This is a genomic window from Mycolicibacterium vinylchloridicum (genome assembly GCF_013404075.1).
GTDB lineage: Bacteria > Actinomycetota > Actinomycetes > Mycobacteriales > Mycobacteriaceae > Mycobacterium > Mycobacterium vinylchloridicum.
Genome location: NZ_JACBJQ010000011.1, coordinates 68,743 through 88,736 on the forward strand (window position 1 = coordinate 68,743; position 19,994 = coordinate 88,736).

The following is a 19,994-nucleotide window of genomic DNA, read 5'->3' on the forward strand; positions in this document are numbered from 1 at the left end:
CGCTGGCTGTCACGTGTACATCTCGGGGTTGAGACCGGTGCAGAAACCGACGGAGACGACGGAGAGAAACGCCCAGCCGATCATCAATCCCAGGCCCAGTCCCTTGACGTTGGGATTCTTGGTCGCGAGCAGCGCACCGCCACCCCCCAACGCGCCGAGGGCGAGCGCCGCCGCGCCGGTGGCGACCGCCGCGCGCCCGTTGCTATCAGCCATCGTCAGGACGGCGAATCCCACGACGAAATTGATCGCGAAGTACAGGAACGCCCCGAAAAACGCCATGCCCACCGAGATGCGGGCGCGCCTCGGCGGCGGCGCACCGTACTGACCTGGCGGCCGATACCCCGGCGGCGGTGGATACCACGGTTGCGCAGGCAGATAGGCCGGCGGCAGCGGCTCTTCAGGCGGCGGGACATCGCCGGTCTGGTCATCGTCAGGTGGGGGCGTCGTCATGCGGGTACCTCCTGCCGACGCGTCGGGGATCGATAGTAACCGCGACGGTAGCCGTGCCACAGCCGCAATCCCACGAGGGCAAGCGACGGCAGCAGAAACCATTGCGGCCGAGTCAGATCCAGCCACACCGTCTCGTTCGCTCTGGTGAACTCGACGAGAAACCGGAACACGGCGTAGGCCGCGACGTAGAGGACGAACAGTTCGCCCGGCCTGGTGATCCGCGACCGCAACCACATCAGTGCCGCGAACGCCGCCAGCTGGAAAGCGATCTCATACAGGAATGAGGGATGCATCGCCTGCCCGGCCAGGCAGCCCGGGCATTCCGGGGTGCTGGCGGCGGCGTGCACGCCCCATGGCAGGGAGGTCGGGCGGCCGGGCGCCTCGGTGAGAAAGCATCCGATCCGGCCGACCGCCATCCCGAGCGCCACCGCCGGGGCGAACAGGTCACCGGTCTTACCGCGATACCCGCCGATGCGCTTGGCGACCAGTACCCCCACATACGCGCCGACCAGACCGCCCAGAATGCTCTTGGCGCCGTACTGCCACGCTTCGGCCAGGGTCGGGTTGGCGCTGAAATCGAGGTGGCGAGCCCACCCTGAGAGCCGCATTCCGATGGCGCCACCCACAAGCGCGCCGGCGACCGCGACCAGCGATTGATCGTCGACGGCCCCCCGCGGCCGTGCTTCGAGCACGAACACGACCATGGCCGTCAATACCCCGAGCCCGACGAACAGGCCGTGCACCGGCACGGCCATCGGTCCTATCTGCCATTCGGGGACCACATCGGAAAACCTATCGGCAAATGCGCCGGCGCGGCATCACATCGGCGGGTCAGTCCTCGGTGTGCGACATCTGGTTGATCAGTGATCGTTTGAGTTCGGGCCGGCTGGCGGCCACCGCGGTGAACAGCGCCGAACGCGCCAGCAGCTGGGCAGGATCCGAGCGCAGCAGCGACGGCCCGCCGCGTGCCGCGACGAGTGCCCCGGCAGCGCGGGTGGCCAGCTCGCAGCCATCGGCGCGGGCCCGCAACAACGTCGTCGCATCACCGAGTCCGGCATCGAGCCGTTCCCGTATCGCGTCGGCTTCCTTGCGCAGCGCGGTCGCTGCCGCGGTCTCGCCGGCCTCGTCGAGCAGGCGCACGCAACGGCCGGCGAGGCCGATGGGCAGTGTGGCGTTCAGCCGCGACCCGAAGTTCTGATTGGCCATGAATTCCGGGCGCGGCACGCGGCTGACGACCCGGTCGTCGGGGATGAACAAGCCATCGACTTCCAAGGCCACCGTCTGCGAGGCGTCGGCGACGAACAGCTCCTGGGCGGTCACGGCGGTGATGCCGGGTTGAACCTCGGCGTTCACCAAACCCGCTACGATATCGCCGGTTTCGACGTCGCCTGCCGAGATCTGGATGACATCGATGATGCCCCAGCCGCTGACAAATGGGGCGTGCCCGGACAACCGCCATCCGCCGGTTTCCCGTCGCGCACGCATCCGGGGTGGCACCGGCACCGCCCCGGCGTAGGCGACGCCGCCGCGAATCTGCCCGGCGATCGCGTCGGGGACGATCTCCTCGCGCAGGGCTTGGTTGGCGGTCGCCGCGACGGACGCGAGCATGCCGTGGTGCTGCACCCAGGTGAACGCGGTGGTCAGGCACCCACCCGCCATCGTCTCCAAGATCTCGACGATCTGCGGCAATTCCAGCCCCGGGCCGCCGGCGTCGGCGGGTGCGGCAATGCCATAGAGGCCCGCTGCGGCCAGCGTCTCCCAATGGGTGTCGGGAACGTGTCCGGTCCGGTCGACCGCCAGTGCGGCCGGGAACAACACGGTGTCGGCGATCTCGTGCGCCCGCTCGACCAGGTTCGTTGTCACCGCACGACGGTAGCGCGGTTGCCGCCTAGCCCGACCGGCGGGCCCGCTCCGAGTTCGTTTCCGGCCCGACCAGTTCGACGGTGTCTCCCACGTCGACTGTGACGACGTCTTCAGTTGCGACGAAAGGGATTTGGAGCAGACCGTAGAAGTCGTCGGTCATGACGAATGTGTGTGCGCGGGCGAACAGTGGTTGCGCATCGAACACCCGTACCCGTAGCTTCTCGCGGTTCAGTCTGCCCAATTCGCGACCGGTCTCGGGATCGGTGATCACCGGGCCCTGACCGGAGCTCACCGCGAAGACCATGCCGATGGCGACTCCGGCCTCGGTGCCCCGGTTGATGACCAGCGTGTGGTCATCCTCGACGAGCGCCACCTGCCCGGTAATCGGCTCTCCGGTCACGATGCCGCCAATGAATTGCTTTCTCGCAACGCCGAACTCGGGCCTGCTTTGATGCGTGGCCGCAAGCCGTAGTCATCCGCACGAAGCGGCACGTCGAGGTAGCTCGCCGGGTCCTGCTCCGTCCCCAGCGTGAGCTCGACCGCCGTCTTCGCCTGGAAGAGGGCGATCACGGCCTGCTGGTGATGTTCGGTGCCGAACGAGCTGAGCGCCTGGCCGAGCTTCGCGTCGACGTATCGGACGGAGCGCTGCAGATCGGACGGGCTCGGTTCAGCGGTCTCGGCCTGTCCCGGCGTTTCGGCGGTGCCAAGCCCGCTGTACCAGCGGTGCCCGAGTGCCCCGACGATGCCTGCGCACACCGGGATCACCACGACGGTGCACATCAGGCCGAGGTTGTTGTGCAGCGTGATCGCACCGACGAGACCCAGCAGCATTCCGACACCCGCGCCGCAGAACAGTTGCACCGCTGCCGGCACCGCTTCGATGACGCGCCAGATCCGGCGGATCGTGTGGGCGCCGGATCGTGCGATTCCCGCGACGAATCTGGCGATCGCCGCGATGGCTTTGGCCGCAGCACGGCCCACCTCGTCGGCTTGCTTGCGGGTGAGCGGGGACTTCGGCATCGACCAGGACCGCCGCTGCGCCGCCGTCGCCTCAGCGGCTGGCTCCGCGGCGGGAGGTGCGGTGGGTTGCTCGGCGGGCGCCTCGGCCGTCGGTTCAGGCTGAGTCACATTCGCATCATTAGCCACATGGGTATCATGGCCTGAACTCGCTGAATCGCACCCCTGGCACGCCGAGGGAGGCCAAAAGAAGCAGCCCGCCGGCCGCGCAATAGTGGCGCGCTTCCGCCGGGTCGAGCGCAAGTGGCCGAAGGGCAAGCGCAGGTCTGCGCTGGCGGCAAGGGTGGAACCGGTGGCCCCGCCTAACGGGCCGAACGGGCGTGCCGTCCCTGGCCCGCGGTGCTGTTCGTAGCCTTAGCCGATGCCGACGACGCCACCGTGTCGGCGCGATGCTTTCCACCGGTGGTTCGCTTGGCCGCGAGGTCGGTGGGCACCGAGCTCGCCCCGTCGCGGATTACCTTGCCTGCGTTGACATACCGGCCCCTGGCACTGCTGGCGGCGAGCGGTGCGGTCACCGTAGGCGTCGCGGAGTTCACAACGGAGCGAGGCACCTCGTTGGCTGCGGCCACGCTCGTCACCGAAGCGCTCCGCGCCGCAGCGGCACCACGTGGGGCCTGCCACCCGATCGCTTTCGCGATCGTCCTGGCGAACTCCATCATCGCCCCGATCGGGCCAACCGGTGTTCCTGTCGCGAGCGGGACGTGGATGTGCAGAACGCCGAGAAGATCATTGTCGTAGGCGAAGTCGAGCGCGTTGAATATCGAACCGCCGGGGCTGAACAGACCACCGAGAGCAATGCCGACTTCGACACCGTCTGGAAAGCTCACGCCGATGGCGGGCCCGAAAGCTTTGGCCAGGGCGGTGAGGTCGACATGTTGTCCGCCATTGAGGAACGCGTCGGTCATGGCGGCGGGAATGCCGGCCAGGGTGCTCATCGCACCAGCCACGTCCGGGGTTGCCGCGCCGAGGTCGGTTCTGATCGCCTCCAGACTGGATGCCAGCACGACGAGGGGGCCCAGCACCGGACCCGCCATGCCCAGAAGCACCCCGCTCAGCGCGGTGGTGGAGAACGCCAGCAGCTGCTCTCCTGTGGGAGAGATGCTGAGCTGCAGCAGATCTGGCACACCCGGCAGTTGCATGATGGCAGGCAACAGTTCGTAGAAGGTTCGGTGAGTGGTGTCCAGAGTCGACGGGTCGGGCGCCAGCGGCGCGGCGAGCGCATTCTGAAGGTTGGCCTGGATCTGTGCGGCAATACCCGGCAGGTCGGGCAGTTCGGTGAGGTAGGTGCGCAGATTGGCGGCGATCTGCTGCAAGATCGGGGCCGGCGCTTCCCGCCAGGTGTCCAACAGGGCCGTCGCGTTCTCGCTGGCCTTCGCGAAGACTTCCGTCCAGTCGGTACTCGCAGCCAATTGGACCGTCGGTGCGGCGAGAATCGGGGGCGGCGGGACCACCACCGGGCTCAGCGCGATGGCACTGGTACCCACAACAGCCACACCGGCTGCGATGAATGGGCGAGGGATTGCAGGCATGTCGACTCCCCGTCGTCGCGTCACCCCTGACCCACGAGAACCGTATCCGAGGCAAGACGCACTCGGACCTGAATTCGACGGCGGACTGGGCGTTGAGGGCAGACGTGGGTGCTTGCTGCCGGCGAACTTCGCAAGATTTTTCGTCTCTCGCGCAACACTCCTCGGCGGGCCGACGGCTATCCGGGACTTTGCCGGTCAAGCGGGTTAAGCGCGCCGAAATTAGCTCGGCGTGCGACGCACTCGCGCCCTGGCGGATGGACTTGAATACAACACAGCTACCGAATGGGTATTTGCTTGGCCGTAATTTTGTGACTACAGTCACAGCCGGGTCGGGGATCTACCACGGAAATTAAGGATCAGAACGTGAAATCGTGCTCCACCCCTTCATTTGCAGCAAAGATCTGTGCGGCGTGCATCGGCGGCCCACTGATTGCGCTCACCGTTGGCGCGCCGATAGCTCTGGCGGCGCCGTCTGCGGGCTCCGGCAGTAAGCAAGCGTCGTCCACCGACAACCCGCAGTCCGGCACCAAGGCCGGCCCGCGAAGCCCGAGCAGCGCCGCTCGCGTCCACGCGGCGGACGAGCCGCAACCGACCCCGGATTTCGCGATGTCGTTCAACGGCCGCAGCATCGTCCAGTCAGGCAATGCGACGGCGACCTCGGATCCCGGCTTCAACCTGGCGGTGGCAGGCGCCGGCAGCAACGCCTACGCCGGCGGCGGCGGTCTGTTCAATGTCGCGGTCGCCGACCACAACAGCACGGCCAAGGCGACCGGAGGGATCTTGAATTTCGCGGCTGCCGACGAGAACAGCACCGCGATCGCCGAAGATGGCATCTTCACCGTCGCGCAGGCCCAAAACAACAGCACGGCAAAGATTTCCGGCGGGAAGCTGAACATCGCTGAAGCGGACAACGGCGGCACGTCCACGGTGAGCGGCGGCGACCGCAACACCGCTACCGCCGACGGCAGCGGCAGCACCGCCTTCGCAGGCAACGGCAACAACAACGAGGCCACTGCATACTGCGGCTCCAACGCCGACGCGAGCGGAGGCGACGACCTGGTGGTCACCACGCCAGTCGGCGGGTGTCAGTAGTAACCAACCGTCGCCGCCGGGTTTGGTGAGGTTCCCCCGCACCGAATCCGGCGGCGATGTCGGCGTGGCTCGATCCTCGAGGGATGCCTGGGCCCAACACGTTTCAGTAGTCGGGTACTGACGTTCGCCGGCCAGAGCCATGGGAGCCTTCGGTGAACCTGTGGACGCACACTTGAGGGAGCGACCGATGTCCCTGCATCGCAAGACCAAGCACACGCTGACGACGTCGGCCCGGCGGTACGTGGCCACCGGGCTCGGCGGAGCAGTCGCGATGGCCGGCGTGGGCGTGCTACTCGCGACCGGACCGGATATTCCGGCACTCACCGACACCAGGCCTGTTCGACTGGCTTCCTTCGAGTCGTTGCCTTCTCCCCCACCGCTGGCCCCGGTGGATACCACTTACTGGTGGTTGACCGACACGGGCAACAAGGTGATTCCAGCCAGGGTCACTTCCAAAGCTGTTCCCTCTCTTCCCTCTATCGGCTTCTTGATCGGCGACGGCGCTGACGCCGCGGCGGATTGCACGGGCGATGCGTGCAACGGCGGCAACGCCGGCATCTTGTTCGGCAAGGGCGGCGACGGTGCCAACGGGGGCCACGGCGGGGCCGGCGGATTCTTCTTCGGTGTCGGCGGCCGCGGCGGTGACGGCGTCAACGGGGCCGACGATCCCAACTACACCGGCGAGGACGGCGGGCCGGGCGGCCAGGGCGGCGCCGGTGGCTTCTTCTTCGGCCGCGGCGGCGATGGCGGCACCGGAGGCGAGGGCGGCCAGGGCGGCAACGGCTACGCCACCGGCTCGAAGTTCGCCGGCACGGGCGGCAACGGTGGCGCCGGTGGCGCCGGCGGGGCAGGCGGGCTCTTCGGCGCCCGTGGATCGACCGGCGACGGTGGTGACGGCGGCAACGGCGGCGATGCGACCGGCGTCGACCCCGAAGTCATCAGCGGCGGCACCGGCGGCGACGGCGGCGCGGGCGGCAAGGTGGGCGGTAAGGGCGGCAAGGGCGGGATCGGCGGCACGTTGGGCGTCGGCGGAACCGGGGGTACCGGTGGCTCGGGCATCACCGGTGGTGCGGGCGGTGACGGCGGCGACGGAGCTGCGGCCGGATCTTCGGGGTACCTGGGTGGCGGAGGCGGAACCGGTGGGCAAGGCGGCACGGGGACCGTTACCGGTGGCCAGGGCGGCACAGGCGGCCAGGGCGGAGCGGGGCGGGACGACACCGCCGTTGGTTACGACGGCTACACCGGTGGCTACGGCGGCCAGGGCGGTAAGGGCGGAACGGGCCCGACCGGCGGCAAGGGCGGCACCGGAGGTTCCGGGGGCAAAGGCGGAACCGGGGGCGCCATGGGCTACGGGGGTATGGGCGGCCCCGGCGGACAAGGTGGACAGGGCGGCACCAGCACCAGCGGGACCGGCGCCGCCGGCGGCACGGGTGGTGCCGGCGGCGGCGGTGGCGATGCTGGAGCCGGCGGGTTCGGACGCCAAGGCGGCAGCGGCGGCCCCGGCGGGACGGGCGGCAGCAGCACGGTCGGCGCCGGCGGTACCGGCGGTGCCGGCGGTGTGGGCGGCGACGGTGGCACTGCGGGCGCCGGCGGGTCGGGCGGATCCGGCAGCGGCGGCGGGGGCGGCGGCACGGGTGGCCCCGGCAAGGGTGGCCCGGGCACAAGCGGCACAAGCGGCACTCCCGGCACTGGCCCCAGTGGTAATCAGGGTGGCCACGGCGGCGCGGGCGGATCTGGGGGCGCAGGCGGCCCGGCCTGATCGGCCACCGGCGCAGCTAGGGATTCACGAATCGTTCAGGCGGATAGCCGAATTCACGATGCAAACCGGTGGCGATGTGTGCAGGCGCTCACTGACGGAGCGATGCTGACGCACAACGGCTTGCGCCGCTACCAGATACGGATCCAGTCGACGAGCATCGCCGCCGGCCAGGTGCCCAGGGCGGGATCACCACCACCGGGACCGCCGACCGCGAGGGTGAACATCGGTGACATCCAGTAGCCGGGATTGTTGAACGGCCAGCGCAGGTCGGTCGGATTACCGTGGACCGGAATGGGTTTCGGCGGCACCGTGAAGTACGGCTTGGCGCCGTCGACGTAGTCCCGCCAGAATTTGAACCCGTCTGCGTCCCAGCGCATCCGCCAGGTGTGCCAGGCGCCGTCGATCAGACCGGCAATCGACTTGCTTTCCCACGTCTTTCCGTTTGACGCCGCGTGGACCGTGGTGCCCGGGGCCCAACTGCGGTTGCCGTAGAACTCGAAGATGTCGACCTCGCCGTCGGGCAGCGGATCTTCGTTCACCGCCCAGTACGCGGGCCAGGCCCCCGAGGTCAGGCAGTCGAGCTTGGCCCGCGCTTCCCAGGTGTGGCCCATGGGGACTCGCCAGTTGCCGCGCACCTTGCCGCTGAAGTACTGATCGTCTTCTCGGGTGGCGAGCAGCACGAGGTTCGAATTCCCGTCGAGGAAGACGTTGCGCCGGTCGTCGCGGTACTGGCCCTCGACGGGCGGCCACACGTCGTCCTGCCAGTTCTGGATCGACCAGTTCGCCGGGTTGGGTGCCGACCCGGCAGGCCCGTCGAAGTCGTCTGAGAACAGGTAGGCAGATCCTTCTGCTTTGGCGCCCGGGAGCGGTAGGGCCGCGGCCAGCAGGCCAAGCCCCGACATCATCATCATGCTTCGACGGTCCAATTCGGCCACGGCTAGACCATAACCTCTCCGATCACGCCAAAGGACGGATTAAGGGGCCGGGACCTAGCGCTGCCAGTCGCTGGACCCGTCGACCCTGGTGTACGTGCCGGTGGAGTTCTTCACGATGATGGGATCACCGGCGCCGAAGTTGTCGTAGAACCATCGCGCATTGGCCGGGCTGATATTGATGCACCCGTGGCTGACGTCGCGCTTGCCCTGGTCGTCCACCGACCACGGAGCGCTGTGCACGAAATTGCCGCTGTCGTCGAACCGGACGGCCAGGTCGACGGTCACCTTGTACCCGTACGTCGAGTTCACCGGGACCCCGTAGGTCGAGGAGTCCATGACCACCGTCGGCATCTTTTCTTGCACGTAGTAAGTGCCATTGGCCGTTTGGTGACCGCCCGCGGCCATCCCCATCGACATCGGGATGGTCTTCTCCACCACACCGTTACGGGTAACGGTCAGTTGGTGCGTGGCGTCGTCGGCGGTGGCGATCAGCGTGTCTCCGGTCCGGAACGTGGAGACGGTGCCGCCGGCGTCGACGGTCACCGCGGTGTGCGCGGGCCAGAAGCTCAACGGACGCCAGCGCAGCTGCGTGGGGGTCATCCAGTAAAACTTGCCGGGAACCGGTGGGACCGACGAGACGTGGATGGCGTTTTCGGTGGCGCCGGCATCGTCAACGAGCCCCGGGAAGTCGATGATGATCGGCTGGGCCACGCCCACCGTCGAGCCGTTGGCGGGGGCGATCCTGGGTGGGCCGAATGGCGCGGCGCCGACGAACGGTGTCGGGTCCTGTCCCGGGGCAGCCGGATCCGGATCCGCCAGCGCAGGAATCACATTCGCGGTGAGCATCAACCCGAATATCGACACCAACCCGGCCGCCCTCAGACCCGCGGCGCGAATTCTGTCTGCCCACCCCGACATTGCATCCCTCCCATCAGCTGGGAGCTAGTGTCGCACAGCGCCGCCACGACGCGGCGGAGCTACTGCCGAACAGACCCCGCCAGCGCCGACGAGCTCGTAGCGCGCCGCACCGCGACCGCCGACAGGCACGCGGCGGCCGCGCCGATCGTCCCCCACATCAATGCCTGGTTCAGCAATGAGTAGACCCGGAAATCGGCCAGTACCTGGGCTGGAAAGCCATCGACCAGGACGCCGTCGGGACTGGTGAGTGGTCCGGGAACCTCATGGAAACCGGGCAACACCACGAAGGCGATCAGCACGACCGCGAGGTAGCCACCGACCGCGGCGGCCGCGGCCCGCCAACTCCCCCACCGGCGTGACCACGAAATCCCGGCCGCGACCGCGGCGCACGCGCCCACCACCGAGATCACAGTGATCGTCAGGAAGGCCGAACTTCGCGCTCCGATGGTCTCTTCGAGGCCGACTGTCGGCGGATTCGCCGGGTACTTCAGTCCCGGCACCACGTTGATCGCGACGAACATTCCCGCCGAGAGCAACAGAGCCAGGCCGGTGGGATCGGGTGCGGCGCCCCGTCGTTCGAGCATCGTGCGAATCACCGTGTACGCCACGACGAACAGCACACCCATCGCGACAGCGAGAGCGATGACTCCGACCGCGGCGCCGACGTTCTCCTGCACCGAGCGAGTGAAGAGCTCGTGGCCGTGCTCGTGACCACCTGCGGTGATCTGGGCCTCGGCATACTCGCGTTCCCCTTCGTAGTCCACTGCGGCACTGATCAGCGGCTCGATCATCACGCGGCTGAACACGAAGGAGACGACGCCGCCCATCACACCGGGCACGAGATAGCGGACCGCGGCGGGCAATTCGGCGTTCAGTGGCACGGGAACCCCAGCAGGTGTCGCGCGTCGTGGACGAACTCGTGGATGTGAGTGTCCGAGCCGAACACTGACACTGCGCCCTGGTCGAAGCCGACGAAGTAGTAGACGATCAGCGCGAGCAGTGTCAGTACGGCCAGCCGAAGCGGAGTGGCGAGACTGGACGCAGCCGCATGCACGTCGACATGCGGCACACCGACGGCGGGGTTGGCGTCGTTCATCGAGGAGTCCTCACAGTTCTAGTGGTCGTGGTCGAGTTCGTGGGCAAGTGCGTGGTCGTTGGCGTCGGTGGCGACCGGCGCGGTCAGTAGCTCGTGGCGATCGACGAGCTTCTCGAGCGTCGCGACCCAGTGGTCGTAGTACTCCCATTGCCCCCGTTCGGGTTCGGGCGTCTGCTCCCACTCGCCGATGGTCGCGATCAGAGTCTCCTGGAACTCACTCCACGGGTAATGCCGGAACTCGGAGAGGGCCAGTGCCAATCCGAAGGCCCGGCGTTGCCATTCGTGGTCGAATTGCGGCGCCGCCTGATCGGTGGTGCACGTCTCGTGCAGCTTCATGACGCCGGACCTGCCAATGCCACCCCGATCATCGACTCGGTAGTCACCAGGTCCATCAACATCTCGTCGGTGAAATCCTCAGTACCAGAGGGCCGTTCGGGAATGACGAACCACCGCGAGTGACCGCTGGAGTCCCACACCTTGATCTCGGTGTCGGCCGGCAGGTCGAGCCCGACCTCGGCGAGCACTTTGCGTGGTTCGCGGGCGGCCCGCGACCGGAACGTCGGATCCTTGTACCAGTACGGGGGCAACCCGAGCACCGGCCACGGGAAGCAGGAGCACAGCGTGCAGATCACCAGGTTGTGCACGCCCGACGTATTGGCCACCGCCTGCAAGTGCTCGCCTTCGGCGCCTGCCATACCGTCGGGCAGATTCAGTTCGGCGACCGCCGCAGGAGTGTCCACGACGACCTTGGCCGCGAATTCTGGGTCGGTCCAGGCCTTGACGACGATCTTCTTCCCGTTGAGCGGTGTCATCTCCGTCTCGAAGTAGGCCAGCACCTTGTCCACGGTTTGCGGTGTGATGACACCCTTTTCGATGAGTAGCGCCTCCAGGGCCGCAACCTGTTTGGCGCTGATTTCTTCCCGGTCGGGCGGGTAGGCGAACTGTTCGGTCATCACTTCTCCTCGATCGGTGCCAAATAAGCTTCGAATAGCTCGGCGTACAACTTCAGCGGGCCGTCCTCGGCTCGGGGCCCCCAGATTTCGGCCGGGTCGAATTCGACGATGTAGATCGGCATGGGGTCACCGATCCCGTCGCCGGTGTGGGTGAAGTAGCCGTAGTCGCCCTCGAATACGCGTTCCACGGTGCCGACCCGTTCACGCAGGTATCCGGGCAGCCGGCTGTGCGCGTCGGCGGGCACGTTGGTGATGCGCACCCGTTCGCCGACCGCGAATTTCGGGTGTGCGACATCACGCCGCGGGCTGTCGCCCTGGCGGAGGTAGGCGATCACCTGATCGTCGATCGCCGGCAGGTCCTCCACATCGGTGGACGGGGCGAGCTCGGCAATGCGGTCGGCGAGCTCCTCCTCGGTGACGTAACCCTTGTCGATGAAGAATTGGGTGATACCGCCCAGCCACTTCTCGTAATAGCGGAACTTGAAGTAGTCGAAGGGGTTCATCGCCTCGGCGCCGGTCCGCAGGTCGGCCCAGGTCCACTCGTCTTTGAAGGCGGTGGGCACCTCGTCGATGGGATAGGCCGGCAGGGCGGACCCGAGGTGGTTCGACAACCCCATCATCGCCACATGGATGCCGAAGATCCGCTTCTCCCAATCTTCAACGAAGACCCGCTTTTCCAGGCTCAGCGGCTCGGGCAGGCCTTCCAGGCCTCCGAGATAATGCTGCAGTTTCATCAGGCAGGGCTTCCTTCCGGGTGCGGGGATCCGGTGTCGAGGGCCGGTTTTTTCGTCATCGCGGTGGCCAGGTATTCGGAGAGCAGCCCGAAAGACGCTCCGAGGACGCAGGCCAGGGCCGCGACCAGGCCGGGGTGCGAGATGGTGGTGACGGTGATGTCGTTACCTCGGCCTGCGACCGTCGACACCGTCGAAGCGAACCCGACGACGACGGCCGGAGTGGTGGCCAGCAGTGGCACCCACGACGCCTGCACCATGACCGCGCTGCCGACACCAACGGCGATGGCGGTCACCAGCAGGCTGCCGCCCATCAGGTAGGCGGCATACAGGCTGGCCGACGCGATCACCACGCCGACAATGTTCGACGAGACCGACTTGATCCAGCCGGCGACGCCGCCGCCGACGAAGAAGAACGATGCCCAGGCCAGGAAGACCACCCAGATAGGCACTGTGACGACTTCGGCAGTGAATGCGACTGCCACGCCGCCGAGCACGCCGATGCTCAGCGTCAGGGCTGTCCGAGAATCCATGGCCCACCTTCTGTGTGAAAGAGTGATCACTCGCTTCGACACCGGAGCGAAGTACGGTGAAATCAGGTTCGTGCCAGCGAGTTTCAGTTGTGTTACACCCCGATTGCTCTGCCCAGCAGGTCCGGACATGAAACGCGCAATTCCGGACCTCGCCAGACGGGCGGTGTCGTTTGCGTTGCCCTCACACCGGACTCCCGCTACGTTGACTCTCACCTCGCGTGGGTCATAGAAGGGCAGCACCGAGTGTCGGACGAGCACAGATCAGAGCGGCCAGCCGCCGCCGGGCACCGACCCGCGAAAGCGCCGGGTTCGACGACGCCCAAGACCGTCGTGTTCGCCTTGTACGACAAGGTGACCTTGCAGGACGTCGCCGCGCCACTCGAGATCTTCGCGCGCGCAAATGATTTCGGTGCACAGTACCGGGTCATCCTGGCCTCGCCGACCGGCGAGGCCGTCGACACGACGTCGTTCGTCTCGTTGAAGGTCGATGTGCCGCTGGCTGAGGTTCCGGATCGGATCGACACCCTGATCGTCCCGGGCGGGGTACCGCCCGATTTCTCCTTCACCCCCGGCGAGCACGACATCCCTGAAGAACAGACGCCGGACGTCGTCGCGGCGGCATTGCAGATGGTGGGCGAACTGGCGCCGCGGGCCCGGCGGGTCGCCTCGGTGTGTACCGGTGCGTTCGTCCTGGCGTCGCTGGGTCTGCTCGACGGCCGCCGCGCGACCACGCATTGGGCACACTGCCAGGAGCTCGCCCGCACCTATCCCGAGATCGAGGTGGTGCCGGATTCGCTGTTCGTGCAGGACGGGCCCTACATCACCGGGGCAGGAATCAGCGCCGGCATCGACCTCGGTCTGGCGATGGTGGAAAGCGACTACGGATCGGACGTGGCCCGGCGGGTGGCGCGCTGGATGGTGGTGTTCTTGCAGCGCCCCGGGGGTCAGGCCCAGTTCAGTGTGTGGACCGAGGCGGCGTTGCCGGTGTCGAGCGGACTTCGCGAGATCCTCGACGCGGTCGTCGCCGATCCAGCCGCCGATCACTCCATCTCGGCGATGGCGGATCGTGCGGCGGTCAGCGAGCGGCATCTGGTGCGCATGTTTCACGATCAGGTCGGCTTGACCCCCGCCAGGTTCGTCGAACAGGCGCGCTTGGAGGCGGCGAAGGTTCTGCTCGCGACGGGAGACCAGGGTCAGGAAACGGTGGCGCGACGAGCCGGCTTCGGATCCGCGGACACCATGAGACGCACGTTCCGCCGGGCCCTGGGCGTCTCACCCAGCACGTACCGAAGCCGGTTCCGCACGACCGGCATTCATCGTTAGGTTGTGGCGCTGACCAGATCCGGGTGGAACGTGGCTGCCATCCGGCGCATGCCGTCGCGCCAGTCAACGGTCGTGTGGCCGATCAGCTCGTGCATTTTCGTGACGTCCAACGGATTCCCGCGCAGCGTGTGATGGGTCTCCTCGAAAACCGGTTCCTTGCCGACGAGCGAGCCGAGGTAGGCGCACCAGTCCTGGAGGCTGACGAATTGGTCGCCGCCCCAGTTGACGGTGGTGACCGGAACCGACGCCACCTCAAGCAGTTTTGGGATCATGGCGATGATGTCGTCTTCGTGGATCGGGTTGTAGACGGCGGGGCCGCCCGGCGGGACGGGGATGGCCATGTCGCCGAGCATCATGTCCAGGTGGAAGAGCGGCCAGCCGCCGTTGTTGCCGTAGGGGACGTTGAGGCGGGCGATGGTGGCCGGTACGCCCAGCGCACGGGCCATGGTGGCGACGACGGTTTCCCCGGCGATCTTGGTGATGGAGTAGGTGGGCAGCAGCGGCTTGTGGTTGTCGCCGAGATCGGTTCGCTCGGTGCGGTATTCGTCGCCTGGCGGGTCGTAGACGGCGCCGGACGAGCAGTGCAGAAACGCGGTGGCATCGCGGCAATGGGCCATGAGCAGGCCCGCCGATTCGGCGTTGGCCGCCATGTCCTTGTCCCAGCGACCGCTCTTGGCGACCCCGAGGTTGAGGACGTAGTCGAAGTCGGACGGGATCCCGGTGAAGTCGCCGGCCGCCATGTTGACGCTCTCGCAGCGGACGCCGCCCTTCTCCAGGCGTTCGCGGGCTGCGGCGTCGGTGAAGCGGGCGATGCCCCACACCTCGTTGTCGGCGGCGAGGGCCAGGGCGATGGGCACGGCGACCTGGCCGCTTGCTCCGGTGATCAAGATCTTGGATCCGCGCATCGGCTGATGGTAGGCAGTTCCACGGGCCGCGGCGGCGATTTGTCCCAGTGCCCGTAGCGACCGATTGATCCTTGCAGAATGCTGAGCAGTCGCTCAAACTATGCAGTCATGGGCAAGCTCGAGGGCAAGGTCGCGTTCATCTCCGGTGCCGCGCGGGGCCAGGGGCGGGCGCATGCGGTGCGCCTCGCCGAGGAGGGCGCCGACATCATCGCGATCGACGTGTGCGCGCAGTACCCCACCGTCGTCTACAAGATGTCGGTGCCGGACGACCTGCAGGAGACTGTGCGGCAGGTCGAGTCCCTGGGCCGGCGCATTGTGGCCCGAGAGGCCGACGTCGTGGATTTCCCGGCGTTGCAGAAGGCGTTCGACGACGGGGTGGCCGAACTCGGCGGTGTCGACATCGTGGTGGCCAATGCCGGGATCGGCCCCGGTGGCCAGAGCACCGATGACGAACAGTGGGACGACGTCGTCAACGTCAACATGAAAGGCGTGTGGAACACCGTGCGGGTCGCGGTCCCGACGATGCTCACGCAGGATCGAGGCGGGTCGATCATTCTGACCAGCTCGACCGGCGGCCTCATCGGCACCCCTGTCATCTCCGGCGGGATGCTGGGGTACACCGCCGCGAAGCACGGCGTCATCGGAATTATGCGCACCTACGCGAATTACCTTGCCCCACACTATATTCGGGTCAACAGTGTGGCGCCGACGACCGTCGCTACGCCGATGGCCAACAACGGCGATCTGAGCATGCTCAAGAAGTACGAGCCAGCCATCGCGCGGTCACTCGAGAACGCCATACCGGTCGACTACGTCGAGGCACGAGACGTCGCCAACGCGGTCGCGTGGCTGGCGTCCGATGACGCTCGCTACGTCACCGGCACCGTCGTGCCCGTCGATGCCGGGCTGCTCAACAAAGTCTGAGGGTCCCACTGCGACGCCGAAGCGCCAGCCGGCCTCTCATCACGGGCCGGCTGGCGCTCAGCGGTCGAACCTACTTGCCGGCCTTACCGGATCTGGCGGACTTGCCCGAGCCCTTCTTGCCGGTATCGGACTTCGAGTCGTGACCGGCGGCGGCCGACGATCCGGCCTTGGTATCGGTCGACGAAGAACCGGCGGTGGCTGAAGCGGCCGGAGTCGCCTTGACGCTGGCCGTCGCGGAACCGGAACTGCCGGTGGAGGATTCGGCCGTATCGGCATCGGCCGCGCTCTCCGATGCCACCTTGGTGGCACCACGGGCTGACCGAGCCGCCGGGGCGGTCGACAGGGTGACCGTCGTGGCGGCGGCGGGCATCTTTGCGGCTGCACTGGTGGCAGCCGTAGCCGGCGGGGTGGCTCCGATGGCTTGGGCGATGACGTCCCGCAGTGCGATCAGGCTGGCGATAGGTCCGCTGGCCAGGAACCCGAAGTTGGGGTCGTAGGGCGTCAGAAGGCCTGGGGCATTGATGAATCCGAGGATCGTGCCCGAACCGTTGAGAAATCCGTCGACCAGATTCGCAGGGAGATTTACCAGAGTGTTGATGACGGCAGCCGGGTCGCCGGCGACCACTCCGTCGTACACATCCTGTGTCGCCTGCACGGCGGCGTTGATCGTCGACACCAGCGGGAACGTCATCGGCAGGATGACCTGGAATACCGCGTCGGGCACCGTGGCAAATGCCTTGGCGAAGTTGTTCACCATGCTCACCAGGGGCCGCGTCAAATCGGACACCGTCTGAACGCCGGCCAGCGCGAGCGGGATCACGATCTGGTTGTTGAAGGTGTCGAAGGCACCCACGATGTCACCGCTTTGGAGCTGGCCGCGAGCGGTCGCGATCGCATTGGGTGCGCCGTCGAGGATCAGCTTGACAGTCCCGGCACTGCTGTCCAGGCGCGTCTTCAAGTCTTCGAAGGCAGCCATCTGGTTGGCGACGATCTGGCTGAGGATCGGGGCGGGACTGTCGGCGATCTGCTGGCCGATTGCACCGAGGTTTGCTGCGGACGTCTGGAACACCTGGATCCAGTTCTCGATCGGGTTTACCGCGGCGCTGAGTTCGACGCTGACCGACGACACCGCTCGTTGCATGGCCTGGGTGTCGGGCAGTGGCGGGGCCAGTGGCGAAATCGCGATGACACTCGCTCCCACCAGCGCCACACCAGCGGTGGCGTACGGACGAACAGCAGCGTTCATGACTCTCCTTCGACAACGGTTGGCCCCCTAAGCGCTAGAACGTACCGCACCTTACTCGCCAGTAAGAAGAGGTATGGGAAACTTTCTTGCGCGTCGAAAGGACCTCAGATAGCTGGCCTATGCGCTGGATACAGGCCGCTAATACGCTGATCACATCGCTATTGGCGATTTCGGCACGTTGCCAGACGGTGAACAGCCGGGGGTTATCAGCTACCGTTCGCCGCCGACTATATTACCTGCGGGTAAGATAAAACAGTTTGCTGAAACTGTCTACTAAGTTACTTTTCGGTAGCGTAACCGGGCTTATGTAAATTGTGGGCCGTTTGCGTGGTGGGTCACTGCGCCGAGACCGTCGTGACGGCCGCCACTGCGGGCCCGAATTCGGCGGCAGGCCTGCGAGCTGTTTCGGCCCCGACCATCTTCTGCGCTCGACAGGTAGGTGTTTGCGAGTTTGCTACGCGGCCAAAAATTCGTGGCGCGCCGTGCGCGTTGGTCCTGCGCACCTGCCGTCAGGCACTGCCAGGGATGTGAAGGGCGACGGCGCCCAGCAGTTTTCAACCAACGCGCGAGGGGTATCTGAGCAACACTTGGATGCAGCCGATCCATGCACGGCCGATGTCCGCAAGGCCGACATGCACGTCGGGGAGGGAGCTACGAGTGAACGCCCGAATCTGTGGAGTGCTTTCTGCAAATCTGCTTGCGGCCGCACTTCTCTTCGCGCCCGGTGCCGCTGCTGACACGATCCCCGGAGCTGACGCCGCGATCGGCAAGGCCGAAAGCGCGCTCGGGACAGATCAATTCGGCCCCTGGGGATGCGAGGCGTTCGTGGCCTACGCCTTTGGCGTGTCGCAGGCTCAGTACGGTTGGGACGGCGCCGCGGAGACGATGTACCAAACGTTGCTTCAACGGGGGCAGATCCACACCGACATGGATGCCCCGCGGGGCGCACTCGTCTTCAGTAAGAGCCCGTACGGCGCCCACATCGACATTGCCCGCGGCGATGGGACGTATATCTCCGGCGGCGTCCAGGGGCTCAAGCGAGGGTACGGCGACGGGCACAACATCCAGATTCTGCCGACTCCGCACGTGGGGTCCGGCTGGGTCTACCGGGGCTGGAGTCTGGGCTACCCGGAGTGACTTCTTGAGCCTTGGGTGGCGGTGACAGATGCTCCTCCAAAACCGATCCACAGCGTTCCACATGTCGATCGTGTTGTCGGGGTTGACGAAACCGTGGCCCTACGAATCACGTGCCGACGCTCCACGCGGAAAGCGCTTCGCGGACAGGGTGATCGACGATGCGATGGCCGACCTCTACAACCCAGCGCAGTTGGATGTGTTGCGGCGGGTGGGGAGATATTGCGGCGTGGGTAGGGCAGATGAGCGTCGGCCCCGGTCACCGGCGGGTCTTCGTCGAGCACAACGCGACACTTTGGAATCGGTAGCCGCCCGGGCGATATCTGATTGCGTCATGACATACGCGACCTGCCCTACTTCTGACGATGGGCGTTTTGCTCGTCGGTTGTTCCACCGAGCGGACGGCTCCGCCGCCGGCACCCCAGGCCACCGCACCGGTGACATCATCGGCAGCGGCAACACCGACACCCTCCGCGCCGGCGACTGTCACCGTCACTGTCACACCAAGCTCGACACCACAGTCGACGCCGACCGTGCCAGGTCAATGCGGCGGCGACGGTCTCGCCGTCACCACAGGCGCCCTGGAGTCAGCGGACACGCAACGTCGCGTCACGGTGTCGTTCAAGAACGTGTCGGCCCATCCCTGCGCGCTCGTCGGCTATCCGGGCGCAGACCTCGTCACACCGGCCGGTGGTGTGCTCATCAATGTGCCACGCCGCCCGGCCAATGCGGCACCTCACCTGATGCTCGCCCCGGGTGAAGCCGCCACTGCCGACGTTTCGGCCTCCGCGATCGACGCGACGACGGGCAAAGCGTGTGCACGGTGGGGCACCCTGGTGGTCACGGCACCCAATGACGTTGTGCCCCACACGATGACCATCGATCTGCCGATCTGCGACGCCTCGGTCAGTTCCGTCGGGTGAGGGGTCGGCTCCAAGCCCGATGTGGTACAGAGCTCAACCCGCAGCGCCCGCAGTCGTCAGCAGCAGAGCTGCCTCGTTGTAGGGAAACGCTCGGTAGAGGAGGCGAGAACGCGGGACGACCAGCTCCGCGGCCTCGGCCTTGCTGACCACCCGTGGGTTGACGAGCGCGACGGCCCGGCCACGCTTGCGTAGCACCGTCGGCCCGCCGGCCAGCACGTTCTTCAACCAGTCCGTCTGTGGGCCGTAGCCGATGAGGACGGCGTAGCCATCATGGGTTTTGAATACCAGAAGGGGCGTTCGATAGCGCTTACCCGACTTCCGCCCGACGTGCTCGAGCGTTCCGAGGTTCGGAAGCCACGGTGTGATCCTGCGAGCCGCCGGATTGGTGACTCGTTTGTTGAACTCTGCGACTCGGCGAGGCACGCGCATGCTCGGAGTCTAGGTATGACCGACGTTCCTCGACAGCGACCGCTCGCATGTTGGAGCAAAGAACGGCCTCTACCTGCAAGAACATCGGTGCCCCCAGTCAGATTTGAACTGACACTGTGCGGATTTTAAGTCCGCTGCCTCTGCCGATTGGGCTATGGGGGCCGCACCGCGCGTAAACCCGGTCCAAGCACCGTACCCACAGCACGACACCCCGGGGGAAGGGGCCACCCGGGG

The 19,994-nt window shown here is 66.6% G+C and carries 23 protein-coding genes, 1 tRNA gene and 1 pseudogene; 7 read left to right on the forward strand and 18 right to left on the reverse strand.

The window, feature by feature from the left end:
- Nucleotides 1–9: 9 nt before the first annotated feature.
- From HPC46_RS34955 to gjpA, 6 genes are all read right to left on the reverse strand, one after another.
- Complete coding sequence (locus tag HPC46_RS34955; protein WP_233716381.1) at nt 10–450, reverse strand: hypothetical protein; 441 nt, start codon at nt 448–450, stop codon at nt 10–12.
- Nucleotides 447–1,232 carry a prolipoprotein diacylglyceryl transferase gene (locus tag HPC46_RS11730; RefSeq protein WP_179469935.1) on the reverse strand — a complete coding sequence of 262 codons (786 nt, stop codon included), beginning with the start codon at nt 1,230–1,232 and terminating at the stop codon, nt 447–449. The genes HPC46_RS34955 and HPC46_RS11730 overlap by 4 nt, the downstream gene beginning before the upstream one ends.
- 49 nt (nt 1,233–1,281) lie before the next feature.
- The gene (locus HPC46_RS11735; RefSeq protein ID WP_179469937.1) at nt 1,282–2,313 is read right to left on the reverse strand and encodes an acyl-CoA dehydrogenase family protein; all 1,032 of its coding nucleotides are present in this window, start codon (nt 2,311–2,313) and stop codon (nt 1,282–1,284) included.
- Between the two features lie 25 nt (nt 2,314–2,338).
- On the reverse strand, nt 2,339–2,713 hold the full coding sequence (locus tag HPC46_RS11740; RefSeq protein WP_179469939.1) for a hypothetical protein: 375 nt from the start codon (nt 2,711–2,713) through the stop codon (nt 2,339–2,341).
- The gene (locus HPC46_RS11745; RefSeq protein ID WP_325096638.1) at nt 2,710–3,441 is read right to left on the reverse strand and encodes a hypothetical protein; all 732 of its coding nucleotides are present in this window, start codon (nt 3,439–3,441) and stop codon (nt 2,710–2,712) included. Before HPC46_RS11745 ends, HPC46_RS11740 begins: the two co-directional genes overlap by 4 nt.
- Nucleotides 3,442–3,632: 191 nt before the next feature.
- Complete coding sequence (gene gjpA / locus HPC46_RS11750) at nt 3,633–4,859, reverse strand: outer membrane porin GjpA (RefSeq protein WP_179469941.1); 1,227 nt, start codon at nt 4,857–4,859, stop codon at nt 3,633–3,635.
- Between the two features lie 363 nt (nt 4,860–5,222).
- Here gjpA and HPC46_RS11755 point away from each other — a divergent pair, with 363 nt between their 5' ends.
- Together HPC46_RS11755 and HPC46_RS35510 are read left to right on the forward strand one after the other, a co-directional pair.
- On the forward strand, nt 5,223–5,951 hold the full coding sequence (locus HPC46_RS11755; RefSeq protein ID WP_179469943.1) for a hypothetical protein: 729 nt from the start codon (nt 5,223–5,225) through the stop codon (nt 5,949–5,951).
- 187 nt (nt 5,952–6,138) lie between these two features.
- Complete coding sequence (locus HPC46_RS35510; RefSeq protein WP_179469945.1) at nt 6,139–7,710, forward strand: hypothetical protein; 1,572 nt, start codon at nt 6,139–6,141, stop codon at nt 7,708–7,710.
- 128 nt (nt 7,711–7,838) lie between these two features.
- Here the strand turns inward: HPC46_RS35510 and HPC46_RS11765 are convergent, their stop codons facing one another.
- From HPC46_RS11765 to HPC46_RS11800, 8 genes are all read right to left on the reverse strand, one after another.
- Complete coding sequence (locus tag HPC46_RS11765; protein WP_179470096.1) at nt 7,839–8,636, reverse strand: glycoside hydrolase family 16 protein; 798 nt, start codon at nt 8,634–8,636, stop codon at nt 7,839–7,841.
- 63 nt (nt 8,637–8,699) lie between these two features.
- Nucleotides 8,700–9,563, reverse strand: a complete 864-nt coding sequence (locus HPC46_RS11770; protein WP_179469947.1) for a L,D-transpeptidase — start codon at nt 9,561–9,563, stop codon at nt 8,700–8,702.
- Nucleotides 9,564–9,622: 59 nt separating this feature from the next.
- A complete protein-coding gene (locus HPC46_RS11775; RefSeq protein ID WP_179469949.1) occupies nt 9,623–10,444 on the reverse strand; it encodes a CbtA family protein in 822 nt (273 codons plus the stop codon).
- Nucleotides 10,435–10,659: a CbtB domain-containing protein gene (locus HPC46_RS11780; RefSeq protein WP_179469951.1), complete on the reverse strand. Its 225-nt coding sequence runs from the start codon at nt 10,657–10,659 to the stop codon at nt 10,435–10,437. Before HPC46_RS11780 ends, HPC46_RS11775 begins: the two co-directional genes overlap by 10 nt.
- Before the next feature lie 18 nt (nt 10,660–10,677).
- Entirely contained in the window at nt 10,678–10,995 is a 318-nt protein-coding gene (locus tag HPC46_RS11785) for a nitrile hydratase accessory protein (RefSeq protein WP_179469953.1), read from the reverse strand.
- Nucleotides 10,992–11,612 (reverse strand): nitrile hydratase subunit alpha, encoded by a 621-nt coding sequence (gene nthA, locus HPC46_RS11790; protein WP_179469955.1) that lies wholly within the window; start codon nt 11,610–11,612, stop codon nt 10,992–10,994. Before nthA ends, HPC46_RS11785 begins: the two co-directional genes overlap by 4 nt.
- Nucleotides 11,612–12,346 (reverse strand): nitrile hydratase subunit beta, encoded by a 735-nt coding sequence (gene nthB, locus HPC46_RS11795; RefSeq protein WP_179469957.1) that lies wholly within the window; start codon nt 12,344–12,346, stop codon nt 11,612–11,614. The genes nthA and nthB overlap by 1 nt, the downstream gene beginning before the upstream one ends.
- Entirely contained in the window at nt 12,346–12,876 is a 531-nt protein-coding gene (locus HPC46_RS11800; RefSeq protein ID WP_179469959.1) for a DUF1097 domain-containing protein, read from the reverse strand. Before HPC46_RS11800 ends, nthB begins: the two co-directional genes overlap by 1 nt.
- Nucleotides 12,877–13,206: 330 nt before the next feature.
- Here HPC46_RS11800 and HPC46_RS11805 point away from each other — a divergent pair, with 330 nt between their 5' ends.
- A complete protein-coding gene (locus HPC46_RS11805; protein WP_179470098.1) occupies nt 13,207–14,199 on the forward strand; it encodes a GlxA family transcriptional regulator in 993 nt (330 codons plus the stop codon).
- Here the strand turns inward: HPC46_RS11805 and HPC46_RS11810 are convergent.
- Complete coding sequence (locus tag HPC46_RS11810) at nt 14,196–15,104, reverse strand: NAD-dependent epimerase/dehydratase family protein (RefSeq protein ID WP_179469961.1); 909 nt, start codon at nt 15,102–15,104, stop codon at nt 14,196–14,198. The two genes, HPC46_RS11805 and HPC46_RS11810, sit on opposite strands and share 4 nt — an antisense overlap.
- Before the next feature lie 108 nt (nt 15,105–15,212).
- Here HPC46_RS11810 and HPC46_RS11815 point away from each other — a divergent pair, with 108 nt between their 5' ends.
- Nucleotides 15,213–16,028 (forward strand): mycofactocin-coupled SDR family oxidoreductase, encoded by an 816-nt coding sequence (locus tag HPC46_RS11815; RefSeq protein WP_179469963.1) that lies wholly within the window; start codon nt 15,213–15,215, stop codon nt 16,026–16,028.
- A 70-nt stretch (nt 16,029–16,098) separates the two neighbouring features.
- On the opposite strand, the gene HPC46_RS11820 is transcribed toward HPC46_RS11815, so the two are convergent.
- Nucleotides 16,099–17,274 (reverse strand): hypothetical protein, encoded by a 1,176-nt coding sequence (locus HPC46_RS11820; protein WP_179469965.1) that lies wholly within the window; start codon nt 17,272–17,274, stop codon nt 16,099–16,101.
- 657 nt (nt 17,275–17,931) lie between these two features.
- Here HPC46_RS11820 and HPC46_RS11825 point away from each other — a divergent pair.
- The 3 genes and pseudogenes from HPC46_RS11825 (at nt 17,932) to HPC46_RS11830 (ending at nt 19,331) form a co-directional block, all read left to right on the forward strand.
- Nucleotides 17,932–18,411, forward strand: a complete 480-nt coding sequence (locus tag HPC46_RS11825; RefSeq protein ID WP_179469967.1) for a hypothetical protein — start codon at nt 17,932–17,934, stop codon at nt 18,409–18,411.
- 91 nt (nt 18,412–18,502) lie between these two features.
- Nucleotides 18,503–18,625: pseudogene (locus HPC46_RS34965) on the forward strand (MerR family transcriptional regulator); the annotation flags it as partial.
- Nucleotides 18,626–18,941: 316 nt separating this feature from the next.
- Nucleotides 18,942–19,331, forward strand: coding sequence for a DUF4232 domain-containing protein (locus tag HPC46_RS11830; protein WP_179469969.1), 390 nt, complete (start codon nt 18,942–18,944; stop codon nt 19,329–19,331).
- A 33-nt stretch (nt 19,332–19,364) separates the two neighbouring features.
- Here HPC46_RS11830 and HPC46_RS11835 read toward each other — a convergent pair whose 3' ends face one another.
- On the reverse strand, nt 19,365–19,760 hold the full coding sequence (locus HPC46_RS11835; protein WP_179469971.1) for a nitroreductase family deazaflavin-dependent oxidoreductase: 396 nt from the start codon (nt 19,758–19,760) through the stop codon (nt 19,365–19,367).
- A gap of 88 nt (nt 19,761–19,848) precedes the next feature.
- Nucleotides 19,849–19,922 (reverse strand) — tRNA-Leu (locus HPC46_RS11840).
- Between the last annotated feature and the right edge of the window lie 72 nt (nt 19,923–19,994).

Excerpts from the sequence above, each read along its gene's own strand:
- HPC46_RS34955 (WP_233716381.1), bottom strand. The coding sequence starts at position 450 with ATGACGACGCCCCCACCTGACGATGACCAGACCGGCGATGTCCCGCCG.
- gjpA (WP_179469941.1), bottom strand. The coding sequence starts at position 4,859 with ATGCCTGCAATCCCTCGCCCATTCATCGCAGCCGGTGTGGCTGTTGTG.
- HPC46_RS35510 (WP_179469945.1), top strand. The coding sequence starts at position 6,139 with ATGTCCCTGCATCGCAAGACCAAGCACACGCTGACGACGTCGGCCCGG.
- HPC46_RS11770 (WP_179469947.1), bottom strand. The coding sequence starts at position 9,563 with ATGTCGGGGTGGGCAGACAGAATTCGCGCCGCGGGTCTGAGGGCGGCC.
- HPC46_RS11780 (WP_179469951.1), bottom strand. The coding sequence starts at position 10,659 with ATGAACGACGCCAACCCCGCCGTCGGTGTGCCGCATGTCGACGTGCAT.
- HPC46_RS11785 (WP_179469953.1), bottom strand. The coding sequence starts at position 10,995 with ATGAAGCTGCACGAGACGTGCACCACCGATCAGGCGGCGCCGCAATTC.
- nthA (WP_179469955.1), bottom strand. The coding sequence starts at position 11,612 with ATGACCGAACAGTTCGCCTACCCGCCCGACCGGGAAGAAATCAGCGCC.
- nthB (WP_179469957.1), bottom strand. The coding sequence starts at position 12,346 with ATGAAACTGCAGCATTATCTCGGAGGCCTGGAAGGCCTGCCCGAGCCG.
- HPC46_RS11800 (WP_179469959.1), bottom strand. The coding sequence starts at position 12,876 with ATGGATTCTCGGACAGCCCTGACGCTGAGCATCGGCGTGCTCGGCGGC.
- HPC46_RS11810 (WP_179469961.1), bottom strand. The coding sequence starts at position 15,104 with ATGCGCGGATCCAAGATCTTGATCACCGGAGCAAGCGGCCAGGTCGCC.
- HPC46_RS11815 (WP_179469963.1), top strand. The coding sequence starts at position 15,213 with ATGGGCAAGCTCGAGGGCAAGGTCGCGTTCATCTCCGGTGCCGCGCGG.
- HPC46_RS11820 (WP_179469965.1), bottom strand. The coding sequence starts at position 17,274 with ATGAACGCTGCTGTTCGTCCGTACGCCACCGCTGGTGTGGCGCTGGTG.
- HPC46_RS11835 (WP_179469971.1), bottom strand. The coding sequence starts at position 19,760 with ATGCGCGTGCCTCGCCGAGTCGCAGAGTTCAACAAACGAGTCACCAAT.